The organism is Budvicia diplopodorum, assembly GCF_009800925.1.
Taxonomy (GTDB): Bacteria; Pseudomonadota; Gammaproteobacteria; order Enterobacterales; family Enterobacteriaceae; genus Budvicia; species Budvicia diplopodorum.
This window is the reverse complement of record NZ_WOYF01000017.1, coordinates 37,453-50,982: the sequence shown is the minus strand read 5'-3', so window position 1 is coordinate 50,982 and position 13,530 is coordinate 37,453. Positions and strand designations below refer to the sequence as shown.

Sequence of the window (13,530 nt, the reverse complement as noted above, 5' to 3'; positions counted from 1 at the left end):
CCACGGCTACTGCCGCTCTCAAATTATTTAATTGTTTACAGCAAAGGAATCAGAAGCAGCTGGCACCGTCTTCTGCACCAGAGATTTGCTCTCGCATCACAGAGAACAGCTCCCGGCCCATTCCCACATGAGACGCAGATAAATCCGGTGCCGAAGCCTGACGGCGAGCCAGTTCAGTTTCACCAACTAGCAGCGAAAGTTTACCGGTCGTGCCGTCTATCTGAATCATATCGCCGTCCTGCACTTTAGCCAGCAGTCCACCTACATAGGCTTCTGGGGTGACGTGAATAGCCGCAGGAACTTTACCCGATGCGCCAGACAAACGGCCATCGGTCACTAATGCAACCTTATATCCACGGTCCATCAATACGCCTAGTGGAGGCATTAGCTTATGCAGCTCCGGCATACCAATCGCTTTTGGCCCCTGAAAGCGCACAACCACAACGCAGTCACGGTCTAGTTGCCCGGCGTTAAACGCGGCATCAATATCGTACTGGCTTTCAAAAACCACAGCAGGCGCAGTAATTATCTGACGCTCTTCCGGTACCGCTGACGTTTTCATAACGGCCCGGCCAAGATTACCGGACAGCACCTTAGTACCGCCATGTTTAACAAATGGTGCCTCTAGCGTAGAGATAACCTCAGGATCCAGCGAAACATGGGGCCCGTCGCGATACGCTAACTGGTCTCCGTCAAGGAAAGGCTCCTGAGTGTAACGATGTAAACCAAAACCGGCGACGGTATGAACATCTTCATGTAACAAACCGCCGTTTAATAACTCACGAACCAGCAGAGAAACCCCACCAGCGGCCTGAAAATAGTTAATATCGCCCGGGCCATTAGGATAAATACGGGTTAATAGCGGAACCGCCTCAGACAGTTCGGAAAAGTCATCCCAAGTAATTTGAATACCGGCCGACTTAGCCATCGCGACTAAATGCATGGTGTGATTCGTTGAGCCGCCGGTTGCCAACAAAGCAACAATGCCGTTCACCATCACTTTTTCATCCACTAAGCGCCCGACCGGTAGATAATCACCGGAAGACTCCGTCATTCGAGTTACCTGACGAGCGGCCGCATCGGTAAGCTCATCGCGTAAGGTGACATCCGGATAGACAAATGACGAACCGGGCAGGTGCAGCCCCATCACTTCCATGATCATTTGGTTGGAGTTAGCGGTACCGTAGAAAGTGCAGGTTCCGGCAGAATGATAAGAGTTAGCCTCAGATTCCAGCAGCGCATCCCGGCCAACTTTGCCTTCAGCATACAGTTGACGAATACGCACCTTCTCTTTATTTGATGCGCCGGTACGCATTGGACCAGCAGGAACAAATACGGCGGGCAGATGACCAAAAGCCATGGCGGCAATAAATAATCCCGGCACAATTTTGTCACATACCCCGAGGAATAATGCACCGTCAAACATATTGTGCGACAGGCCAATCGCGGCTGACATGGCGATCAAATCGCGGCTAAGTAGAGAGAGCTCCATACCATCCTGACCCTGCGTAACGCCATCACACATTGCAGGAACTCCACCGGCAACCTGACCAACGGAGCCAACGCTGTGTAACGCATTTTTTAAACGCTCAGGGTAATGTTCATAGGGTTGATGGGCGGAAAGCATATCGTTATAGGAGGTAATAATGCCGATGTTACTTTTTACCATATTCTTCAGTGACGATTTATCGTCCGGGGAGCAGGCGGCAAAACCATGGGCAAGGTTGCCACATGAAAGCTGAGAACGATGAACCGTTTTATTTTTAGCCGCATCAATTTTAGCTAAATAGTCGGTACGAGTGGCCTTTGAACGGGCGATAATTTTCTGAGTAACGTTCTCAACGATAGGATTCATGCTTGGCCCCTATTTATAGAATAAGATTAATTAGTTATCACTGATATTTAAATCTTGGTTGTTAAAATTATCGAAGGATAAAATAGCAATATGGTTTAATATTACTGATTGTCATTCTTAATGATTTTTTGCCCCAAACTTTAAACTTAAATTTTAATTAAAAAGCAATATCCCCACCTACAAATAGAGAGGAATAAATAAAGTTGCTGCTTATTTAAAATCTAAACAGTAAGGTTTTTTTCTGTTTGCCCACTCAAGCCATGAAACAAATGTTCGCCTTTATCTCCTTCAAAATATCCATAATCCAACCCGTTACTTCCGTTCACTCTCTCACTATATACCCTTATGATACCGGTAACAATACGTTTTTGAAGCTAACTTTACTCGATTCAGCCGATGGAATTTAAAATTTTGTGACAAAAATCACATTTACACCACAAACGGAATTTAGCCATAAGGAATACAGTATATTTGGGGCATAAATATTAAAAAATAGTTTAACTATCGTTAAGTTATTTTCACATACGGTTATGAATATAAATTTCACGGTGAATATGAACATTTAAAATGATGAAGTTATGATTAAAACTATAAAGTATGAAATAAATATTAACGTAGCTTGATTAGAAATAAAAAATCGCCTTCCTTATTGAATCAAGATAACGGTATTCAATACGCTTACAATAACAAACTTTACTTTGATAACCCATAAATCAGAAGTCATTATGTAGGTACCAGAATGCATTTTTATTTGTTAAACTCACTTATCATCCGTTCATTATTTTGTTGAAAAATGAAGAAAAAAAGACCCGGACTTCAAGATGTGGCCAATCAAGTTGGCGTAACAAAAATGACTATCAGCCGCTACCTGCGCGATCCCGCCCAAGTATCGGAAGCGTTACGCAGCAAAATTGCTATAGCACTGGATGAGCTAGGCTATATCCCAAACCGAGCACCTGAAATATTATCTAACGCCACCAGTAAAGCCATTGGCGTGTTATTGCCATCGTTAACCAATCAGGTATTTGCTGAAGTACTACGCGGTATTGAAAGCATCACAGATGCCCACGGCTATCAGACGATGCTAGCCCACTATGGTTATCACCCGTCACGAGAGGAGCTACGGTTAACGTCACTGCTTTCATACAATATTGATGGATTAATTCTTTCTGAGCGAACCCATACTGAACGAACGCGCAAAATGATCGAAATAGCCGGAATACCGGTTATTGAAATTATGGACAGCGCATCGCCATGCATCGATCTTGCCGTCGGTTTCAATAACCATGATGCCGCATATCAGATGACCCGAGAAATTATCCTCAGCGGGCATCGCAATACGGTGTATCTCGGCGCCCGTCAGGATGAACGGACCATCATTAAGCTGCAGGGCTATGAGCAGGCAATGAGAGAATTCGGTCTGGAGCCGCGCAGCGTATCTACCGATCGTTCCTCATCCTATAGTCTGGGCTGCGACTTATTGAAGCAGGCCCTACAGCGTTATCCTGAAACAAATAGCATCTTTTGTACCAACGATGACCTAGCTATTGGTGCCGCCTTTGAGTGCCAGAGGCTTGGACTGCGGATTCCCAACGACATGGCCATTGCCGGATTCCACGGGCACGATATCGGTCAGTCAATGGAACCCAAACTCACCAGCGTATTAACTCCCAGAGAGAAAATGGGACAAGTTGCTGCCGAAAGGCTTCTTGCCCGTCTGCGAGGAGAAACAGTGGCGCCTAAAATGCTGGATCTCGGGTTCACAATACTACGCGGCGGCAGTATTTAGGGCTATTTGCGAGATTGAATACCCGCTTTCAGCAAAGCCTCAACGCCGCGTGATACCACTTCGTCAAAGCTACCATCAATATTAATGCTCACGACATCAGGCTCATCGGCACTCGGCTCTTCTAATGCGTCAAACTGGCTCTGTAGCAAGTCTGTTGGCATATAGTGGCCAGCACGCGCTTTTAAACGAGCCAGAATGATATCAAAACTGCCTTTCATATATAGAAAAATCATGTCCGGATTGTCCTGACGTAAACGCTCACGATAACGGCGTTTAAGCGCAGAACAAACAATAATACCAACTTCATTTTTATGGCTCAGACTGTATGCTGCATCATTGAGACGCTCTAACCACGGAGCACGATCGTCATCATTTAACGGATGACCACTGGCCATTTTTTGAATATTGGCGCGAGGATGTAAATCATCACCATCGATAAATTTAGCACCTAATTCTCTGGCAACTGCGGCACCTACGCTTGACTTGCCGCAACCAGACACACCCATAAGAACTACGCTTTGACCTGCCATAAATTTGATCTCTATCCCAAAATGAACATTTATCCTTTACCGTGGTTTCATATTACATGACGTTACCGGTATCATGATACCGGTAACAACCAAAGATGTGATAAACATCACGAATTAATACGGACGCAAAAAAGCGCCTTATTACATAAAAATGATACGAACATGACGTCATTGTCTGCGAAATATCAGCTTATACGCTAATCTGAGATTATCTGATTACGTAATACGATATACTCGAAATAATTCAAGATGTAGGAAGGCGGCAATTGAACGCGCCCCGATGAACCTACTGTAGTAAGTGATTCGGTGAGCGAACGTAGCCAACGTATCTGCAGCTTGAAGTATGACGGGTATACATACACCGGAGAATTATTTATGCCATTAGTAATCGTAGTTATTGGCGTTGCTTTACTACTCTTCCTGATGATCCGCTGCAAGCTAAACGGCTTCATCTCACTGATATTAGTTGCGCTGGCCGTCGGCCTTGCTCTTGGTTATTTGCAAGGTACACCAATCAACAAAGTTATTACATCAATTAAGAATGGCGTTGGTGGCACACTAGGGGGCCTGGCCCTTATCATGGGCTTCGGCGCAATGTTAGGTAAAATGTTAGCAGACTGTGGTGGTGCTCAACGCATCGCAACCACGTTAATTGCTAAATTTGGCCGCGACCACATTCAGTGGGCAATCGTACTGACCGGTTTTGTGGTTGGTTTCGCACTGTTCTACGAAGTTGGCTTCGTTCTGCTATTACCATTAGTCTTTACTATCGCAGCATCCGCACGCATTCCTCTACTGTATATCGGTGTTCCGATGGCAGCAGCCTTATCTGTTACCCATGCGCTACTTCCACCGCATCCGGGCCCAACAGCTATCGCAATCATGTTTAAAGCTGACATGGGTTTAACACTGCTGTATGGCACACTTATCGCTATTCCAACCGTTATTTTAGCCGGTCCGGTTTATGCTCGTTTCCTAAAGAGTATTGATAAGCCAGTTCCTGCAGGCCTGCACAACCCTAAAGTTTTCACTGAAAGTGAAATGCCGGGCTTCGGCGTTAGCGTAGCAACGACATTAGTTCCGGTTATCTTAATGGCTGGTCGTGCCGTCGCGGAAATGACGTTACCAAAAGGGCATGCCCTCCTGCCTTACGCTGAATTCTTCGGCGATCCGGTCATGGCAACATTGATTGCAGTATTAATTGCGATCTTTACCTTCGGTCTGAACCGCGGCCGCAAAATGGACCAGATTATGGAAACCATTGGCGACTCGATTAAGATTATTGCCATGATGCTGATGATCATCGGCGGCGGTGGTGCATTTAAACAAATTCTGGTTGACGGTGGCGTAGCTAACTATATCGAAACCTTAATGCAAGGCAGCACCCTTTCACCTCTATTACTGGGATGGGCAATTGCCGCCGCGCTGCGTTTAGCGTTAGGTTCTGCTACTGTTGCAGCCATGACTGCCGGCGGTATTGTCGCTCCGTTACTGATGATTCCTGGCGTAAGCCCTGAACTAATGGTTTTAGCCGTAGGTTCTGGTAGCGTAATCTTCTCTCACGTAAACGATCCGGGCTTTTGGCTATTCAAAGAGTACTTCAACCTGACTATCGGTGAGACCATCAAATCATGGTCAGTGCTTGAAACTATCATCTCTGTCTGTGGCTTAATTGGCTGTCTGCTTCTTAGCATGGCGATGTAAGTCAGTTAAGTACCAATCGATAGAATAAACAAAGGCGGCCCGTTGGCCGCCTTTGTCATATTTAGGCGCAAATCAAAGGGTTCAGGCATTAGCCCAGCGAGAAATAATCAGATACAAACCAAATCCGCCAAACAAGCAACCAGCTACACCATCAATCCAGTTAGCAAAGCGCTGATACCCGGCACGCATTACCGGTAAAGCAAAAACAAAAGCCACCAGAGTAAACCAAATCAATGTTTCAACGGCAATCAGCGCAAACAGGCCCCAGCGGGTACTACTGGAGATATCATCACCCACAAACACCGAAAACACGCTGCCAAAATAGATCAGAACTTTAGGATTAGACAGGTTAGTAAACAGACCGCGCAAATAGGAATGACTATGGAGGGAAGGCTCAATATCTGACGGAACCTCTACCGCCTTCTTGCTGAACGCTGAACGCAATAGGCTGATACCAACCCAGCACAGATAGGCTCCGCCACACACCACAATCAGACTGTGTAACCAGGCCATCTGCTGTAACAGAATATGCAGCCCCAATAGCGCAACGGCAGCCCACACCATAACGCCGCTCATAATGCCGATAGCGGCATACATCGCCTCTCGCCGGGAACGACTAACAGCGGTCTGTGAAACAAAAAAGAAATCGGGTCCGGGGGTCGCCAGCGCAACAAACTGCACTACCGCAACGGTGAAAAATAGCGTCATGAAGCTCTCTTTAACAGATTGGAATTATTCGAATTAAGGTGGAAAGGCAAACCAATAAATACCCTGTTCCCTCAGAGGCCTAATTGTACGCCTTTGATAACAAGATAATAAGGGCTGCGTTATTTTTTACCGAATCGCAAAGGCATCCCAATCAATGCCGGTATTGCTGGTGGCATGATGTAAATCGGCTATTCAGGGTTAACCAGATGATCCCGAATAAGCATCAGGAAAGCCTGACCAAAACGCTCCAGCTTGCGATAACCCACACCGTTAACCGATAGCAGTTCGCTCTCGCGGGTTGGCTGTTGTTCGGCCATTTCCAGCAATGTGGCGTCATTAAATACCACGTAAGGCGGAATATTCTCTTCATCGGCGATGGATTTACGCAGTTTGCGAAGCTTGGCAAACAGCTTACGATCGTAATTACCGCCAAAGCTTTTAGCCGATGAAGTACTGCGGGATTTCAGATTCTGTAGCCTTGGTACCGCCAGCTGTAATGACTTTTCACTGCGAAGAATTGGCCTGGCAGCTTCAGTCAGCTGCAACGCGGAGAATTGAGCAATATTTTGCGACAATACGCCCAAGTGAACCAGCTGGCGCAACACGCTAATCCAGTGTTCATGGCTTTGATCTTTACCAATACCGTAAACCGGCAGCTTATCGTGGCCAAACTCTCGAATTCGTGTGTTATTCGCCCCGCGTAAAATCTCGGCGATATAGCCAATACCAAAACGCTGACCCACCCGATAGACACAGGACAGCGCTTTTTGGGCTTCAACCAGACCGTCATACTGTTTTGGCGGGTCAAGGCAGATATCACAGTTACCACAGGGCTGCTGCTTACTCTCGCCAAAATAGTTGAGCAAAACAAGCCGACGGCAGGTCTGCGCTTCAGCAAAAGCGTTCATCGCATTCAGCTTGTGCCTTTCGATATCCTGTAGCGGACCTGCCGGTTTTTCATCAAGGCAGCGGCGTAGCCATACCATATCGGCAGGATCGTAAAAAAGCACCGCTTCAGCCGGCAGGCCGTCACGCCCAGCGCGCCCGGTTTCCTGATAGTAACCTTCAATATTGCGCGGAATATCAAAGTGCACGACAAAGCGCACGTTGGGCTTATTAATTCCCATACCGAAAGCAACGGTGGCCACTACGATTTGTAGGTCATCGCGCTGGAAAGCTTCTTGTACCTGCTCGCGGGTTTCGTTATCCAGCCCTGCGTGATAGGCAGCTACGCTCAACCCTTTCGCCTTCAGCCGGGCCGCAGACTCTTCAACTTTCTTGCGGCTATTACAGTAAATAATTCCGCTTTTACCGCGCTGATCCTGCACGTATCGCTGGAGCTGATCCGTTGGTTTGAATTTTTCGATCAGGGTGTAGCGAATATTAGGACGATCGAAGCTGCTGATATGAATCAGCGGATCGCGGAGCTCCAGCAGGCGAATGATATCTTGACGGGTGGTGTCATCCGCCGTTGCGGTTAAAGCGATAAACGGCAACTGGGGAAAATGTTTACGTAACGTGCCTAGAGCGCGATATTCTGGGCGAAAATCGTGCCCCCACTGTGAAATACAGTGAGCTTCGTCGATTGCCAACAGGGACGGATTCCAGCAGCTCAATTGCTCCAGAAAGTTATCCATCATCAATCGCTCTGGCGCAACGTACAGCAGCTTTATCTGCCCGTTACGACAGGCGGAAATAACTTCATATTGCTGTTCGCGGGTTTGGCTGGAGTTAAGGCAACCGGCGGTCACTCCGTTGGCCTTAAGCTGGTCGACCTGATCTTTCATCAGGGATATCAGAGGGGATACAACCAGCGTCAGGCCATCAAGCAGCAATGCCGGTAGTTGATAGCATAAAGATTTACCACCACCGGTAGGCATCACAACCAGACAGTCGCGGCCAGAAACGGCCTCGTTAACTATCTCTTGTTGCCCCGGACGAAACTGGTGATAGCCAAAGGTGTCACGCAATACCTGTGCGGCCAAATTTTCTGAGTTTATTACTACCGCCGTTGACACCCTAATCCCCTGCTGCTTGTCGTGGGCGCTATTTTAGGCGCATTAGACCTGTTTGTCGTCACACAAAGAATGAAAAAAATCTGATAAGCGATAAAAACCGAGATATCTCGCAACATTCCGGTAGTTATAGCGTGATATCAGAACATATCGTTAAGCATAAAACCGACGCCAACGCGGGTTTGCTTCGCATCATAGTCAATCATTGATTCACCATAGCCGCTAAAAAGCTGGGTATAAAAACGTACCTGTTTGGCTATCGGATAGCTCCAGCCTAGCTCTGCACCACCAAAACCACTATTCCAGTTATAGTGACTATCGGCAGAGAATACTGATTCGCCCAGATGATACCCCACTTTCAGCCGGTAATAGCCCATATACTTAGTAATATCTGGATTATCATCATTTCCGGCACTCTCAGAAAAGCGAAACCAAGGCTTCAGATCCACTTGCCAATCGCCTCGTTGCGCCATAATCCTGACATATCCGCGGTTCCAACTGCGTGAAGTCGGCTCGGCCCGACCGTTTGACTGATGATTAATGCCGACTTCGGCCTCACGAAAACTCCAACCAAGGGCGTCATAATCGGTTAACCACGCCAGAAAAAGCTGCGGTTCATAGTTTGTTTCTCGAAAAGGCGAAGAATTCTTATGGTTAAAAGCCTGCCACCACGAACGTTGAGTATAGGACGCGCCTAACAAAGAGTTCTCACCGGCAACGCCGCGCCAGAGAGGAAACCCTAAGCTGATTTGGAATTTAGCTTCTACCTTTTGTGCATTGTCAGCCCAGTCGTAAGACTCAATAGCCTTAGTATTGATTTTACTGGTATAGGTAGCCAGAACGTAATTGGCCTCATAGGGGTACAGCGTGAAAGGATTATCATACTCTTTCAGCATGTTGCCAATAATACTCCCCCTGACTGGCAGCGATGATTCTTCGGTATTAGCCAGCCCCGGTGGTAACCACCCAATAAAGTAGAGGCCCAGCACGTACCTCATTAGCGTTTGTTTTGTCATCTGCATGTTGATTCCAATAAACGTAATTGATACTAATCACCGGCGCATAGATTCAATTGATATTGAGTACATTAGTGCGATATACGTTCAATAAATGTCGAACGCGCCTGCAGTTTAAAAACGATCGATATACCGACTTTATTGATAAAGTCATTGACGCTATTTCTAACTAAAATTAGCGCTTAACGCTAAGAATTTTTAGACATAAAGAACCCGAAATGTAGAGTACACTGCTCGGTTATATTATTAAACATCAGGACAAACCATTTAATGGAACCACAGCAGACTCGCCAAGGCATGCTATTTGCGCTAGCAGCCTATTTTATTTGGGGAGTCGCCCCCGCATATTTTAAGCTGATAGGATATGTTCCGGCCAATGAAATACTGACGCATCGAATTATCTGGTCTTTCTTTTTTATGCTTATCTTGCTGACCTTAGGCCGAAAATGGTCTTTGGTTCGTACCGCCTGCAAAAATAAAAAACACATTCTACTGCTGGCCGTTAGCGCTGTGCTTATCGGTAGTAACTGGCTAACGTTTATCTGGGCGGTCAATAACCACCATATGTTAGAAGCCAGTATGGGCTATTTTATTAATCCGCTGGTCAACGTGCTGTTTGGGGTAATGTTTCTCAAGGAGCGCTTTCGGCGAATGCAATGGGCGGCCGTCATTCTGGCCTTCAGCGGCGTGGCAATCCAACTGTGGCAGTTTGGTTCGATTCCTTATATCAGCATGACGCTGGCTATTACTTTTGGTCTGTACGCTTTAGTGCGTAAAAAGATTGGCGTTGATTCACAAAGCGGTATGCTGATTGAAACACTTTGGTTATTACCGATAGCGGCAATTTACCTGTTTTTCATTGCCGATACCCCAACCAGCCACCTGAGCCAAAATCCGCTGTCTCTGAACTTATTACTGATGGCCGCCGGTATTGTCACAACGATACCGTTGCTGTTCTTTACTGCCGCCGCAACCAGGCTTCGCCTGTCTACGCTGGGCTTCTTCCAGTATATCGGCCCAACCCTGATGTTCCTGATGGCAATCACTTTGTATGGTGAAACCATTGGCGAAGACAAACTCTATACCTTTGTCTTTATTTGGGGCGCACTAGCACTGTTCATTCTAGACGCATTGTACTACCAGCGAAGATTACGCTGAATGCTTTGGTTTTCTCGGTGCCCGGCGCGATATAAACCGTGCCATCGCCGGGCCGGTTATTAAAATACTGAACAAGCGCAATGTCTGCATCGCCATCACAAATGACATATCAACGCCGCTGCCCGCGGCAATGATTGCAACCGTATCCAGCCCGCCGGGGCTGGTTGCCAGATAGGCCGTCAGGAAATCCATCCCCAGTATCTTGGTTAACAGTAATGCCATCAGTGCGCAGAGTGACATTAATGACAAAATAGAAATCACGATTTGCGGTAAGGTTTTCAGCGCCAGCATGAAGACCAAACGGTTAAAACGAAGCCCGACGCTCCAGCCAATGAAAGCGTATGCCATGGCTAGCAGCCACTCAGGAAGCTGTATAACAAACACATCCCCGGCGTGTAAAACGGCACCCACTAACATCGGTAGCAGCATCGTACCCGATGGAATTCGCAAACGTCGACCTAGCCAGCCGGCAATCACTGCCAGTGTAATAGTAGCGGCAAAGTTCCAGTCTAATGGCGGGAACCAGGCCAATTCCTGTACAATCTCTTGAGCTTCGCTCCCCAAGGCTAGCCGAACGATCAGTGCAGCAGAACCCGCGACAAACAGCACCCGTAAATATTGCATAAAGGCGACTAAACGCACGTCGGCGCCGAACTCTTCAGACATAGCAACCATCGCCGCAGCGCCGCCCGGCGATGAACCCCATGCGCCGGTTGAACCCGGTAAATCGCTAAACCGGACCAGCAACCAGCCGGACAAACCGCTCGCCAATAGCGTGGAGCAAAGCACAAACAGAACGATTGGCCAGTTAGCCGCCAGCGAAACCAGAATAGAAGATGAGAGATTTTGCGCAATCATGCAGCCAATAATGGCCTGAGAAGCGATGAAAAAACGATTATTAATACGAATCGTTGCGCCAGAAAGGCTCATTACAACGCCAATAACCATCGGGCCAAGCAATAACGCGGCCGGAAAGTGGAAATGCAACATCACCAGCGACAAAACCAGTGAACAGGTCAGAAGTGTAACCCACTGAAAGGCAGGTAAACGTTTTGCCACGACGGAATATCCTAACGTAACGAACAGAGACAGCGGAGCAGCTATACTCAACATAGTTCGAGTCACAGGACGACAGCAAGCGTGAAAATCCCGATGTGCTTAACGCAGCTCACATACCTGCAACTTGAAGTATGACGGATATAAAATAAAATTACCGCCGATCGGTATCAAGTAAAGACGTACGTTCTACTTTATATCAATCCAGCGGTAATTCTTTGATTAAATCAGGGTATTAAAGCCATTTCTGGCTTTTAAAATAAAGATAAGGTGCCAGTCCCGCAGCGATCATAATGCCAATCGCTGCCGGGTAGCCAAATGACCAGTCCAGCTCTGGCATAAACTTAAAGTTCATACCGTAGCTTGAAGCCACCAGCGTTGGCGGCAGAAAGACTACCGATACAACGGAGAAGATCTTGATGATCCGGCTTTGCTCAATATTGATAAAGCCCATTGCCGCCTGCATCAGGAAGTTCACTTTCTGGAACAGGGATTCATTATGCGGCAGCAGGGATTCGATATCGCGTAATACTTCTCGCGCCTGATCTAACTGATTGCCCGGCAGGCGTGCTTTACGAACTAAGAAGTTCAACGCCCGTTGGCTATCCATCAAACACAGCCGAACTTTCCAGCCGGTATCTTCCAGCTCCGCCAGCGTAGAAAGCGCTTCGTCATACCCTTCACCCGGGTGGCCTTCCATGATAATACGGCTAAGAGATTCAAGGTCGCTATAGATATTCTCTATTTCATCGGCCAGCTGTTCGATTTTTGTTTCAAACAGATCCAGCAATAGCTCGTAAGCATTACCGTCAACCATCTCTCTGTTACGGGCCCGCATACGATATAAACGGAACGCCGGCAGATCGCGCTCACGCAGAGTAAATAAACGCCCGTCGCGAATGGTAAATGCGACGGTGGCGTTACCACCCCGGTCTTCAGCATCTTCGTAATAGAAAAATGAGTGAATATGCAAACCATCTTCATCTTCAAAAAAACGCGCCGATGCTTCGATATCATCCAGCTCAGGTCTGGTGGCCAAAGACTGGCCGAGCTCTTTCTGAACTATTTCACGTTCTTCGTCTTCGGGTTCAACCAGATCGACCCATACGGAAGAGGTTAGCAGATCGCCCTCATCCAGTTCTAAACGGAATAAGCGGCAATTATTTAGTTGAAATGCGCTTAGCATAGCGTCATCCCTCTTTCTTTTGCTGTGGCAATTTGAACAACAGATTGAACCATCTGTATTCTGGCAATAGCCAAAATCTCAGACCTAGACTACATCTAGCTCACTAGCGACGGGATGATATTAAGAAGTCGCTGACAACCACTAAGGATATCAGCAAAAAGGGATAGCCTTAGAAGTTGAACTTTATAAAAAGATCGTTGAGCCAGTATCGACTGGGTATGTCCAAGGCCGTTGCCCTCATGGGAAAATAGTGGGCGCATGTTACGCCTACAGGAAAAAGTCTGTCAACTATTGAACAACATTTCTTGGCTATTTCAGCACCGGATTCAGCGCGCATCATAGCCCGGCAAGAATATATATCTATCAACTGATTAATATATATCAAATTTATGATTTAAAAGATGGATTAAGGATAAAAACAGTATCAGCAACAAATAATCATTCACGCCAATATGAGAAACCGTCGAGGATTCACTGCATTTCCCCTTGAGGTTCCCCTTGAAGTACCGGCCA

10 protein-coding genes are annotated in these 13,530 nt (G+C 46.9%); 3 read left to right on the top strand and 7 right to left on the bottom strand.

Features of this window, described 5'->3' with window-relative positions:
* Positions 1–49: 49 nt before the first annotated feature.
* A complete protein-coding gene (edd, locus tag GVI43_RS13750) occupies positions 50–1,855 on the bottom strand; it encodes a phosphogluconate dehydratase (RefSeq protein WP_159567427.1) in 1,806 nt (601 codons plus the stop codon).
* A gap of 793 nt (positions 1,856–2,648) precedes the next feature.
* On the opposite strand from edd, the gene gntR reads away from it, so the two are divergent.
* Complete coding sequence (gene gntR, locus GVI43_RS13745; protein ID WP_159567426.1) at positions 2,649–3,644, top strand: gluconate operon transcriptional repressor GntR; 996 nt, start codon at positions 2,649–2,651, stop codon at positions 3,642–3,644.
* Positions 3,645–3,646: 2 nt separating this feature from the next.
* Here the strand turns inward: gntR and GVI43_RS13740 are convergent, their stop codons facing one another.
* A complete protein-coding gene (locus GVI43_RS13740; RefSeq protein ID WP_159567425.1) occupies positions 3,647–4,174 on the bottom strand; it encodes a gluconokinase in 528 nt (175 codons plus the stop codon).
* A 375-nt stretch (positions 4,175–4,549) separates the two neighbouring features.
* Here GVI43_RS13740 and gntT point away from each other — a divergent pair, with 375 nt between their 5' ends.
* Entirely contained in the window at positions 4,550–5,878 is a 1,329-nt protein-coding gene (gene gntT / locus GVI43_RS13735) for a gluconate transporter (RefSeq protein ID WP_159567424.1), read from the top strand.
* A gap of 81 nt (positions 5,879–5,959) precedes the next feature.
* Here gntT and rhtC read toward each other — a convergent pair whose 3' ends face one another.
* From rhtC to pldA, 3 genes are all read right to left on the bottom strand, one after another.
* Entirely contained in the window at positions 5,960–6,586 is a 627-nt protein-coding gene (rhtC, locus tag GVI43_RS13730; RefSeq protein ID WP_159567423.1) for a threonine export protein RhtC, read from the bottom strand.
* A gap of 188 nt (positions 6,587–6,774) precedes the next feature.
* A complete protein-coding gene (gene recQ / locus GVI43_RS13725) occupies positions 6,775–8,604 on the bottom strand; it encodes an ATP-dependent DNA helicase RecQ (RefSeq protein ID WP_159567422.1) in 1,830 nt (609 codons plus the stop codon).
* A gap of 137 nt (positions 8,605–8,741) precedes the next feature.
* Entirely contained in the window at positions 8,742–9,599 is an 858-nt protein-coding gene (gene pldA, locus GVI43_RS13720; RefSeq protein WP_211959101.1) for a phospholipase A, read from the bottom strand.
* Positions 9,600–9,887: 288 nt separating this feature from the next.
* Between pldA and rarD the strand changes: the two genes are divergently transcribed.
* Positions 9,888–10,775 (top strand): EamA family transporter RarD, encoded by an 888-nt coding sequence (gene rarD / locus GVI43_RS13715; RefSeq protein ID WP_159567421.1) that lies wholly within the window; start codon positions 9,888–9,890, stop codon positions 10,773–10,775.
* Here the strand turns inward: rarD and GVI43_RS13710 are convergent.
* On the bottom strand, positions 10,767–11,888 hold the full coding sequence (locus tag GVI43_RS13710; RefSeq protein WP_159567420.1) for an AbrB family transcriptional regulator: 1,122 nt from the start codon (positions 11,886–11,888) through the stop codon (positions 10,767–10,769). The two genes, rarD and GVI43_RS13710, sit on opposite strands and share 9 nt — an antisense overlap.
* A gap of 178 nt (positions 11,889–12,066) precedes the next feature.
* Positions 12,067–13,017, bottom strand: coding sequence for a magnesium/cobalt transporter CorA (gene corA / locus GVI43_RS13705; protein WP_159567419.1), 951 nt, complete (start codon positions 13,015–13,017; stop codon positions 12,067–12,069).
* Positions 13,018–13,530 lie beyond the last annotated feature (513 nt).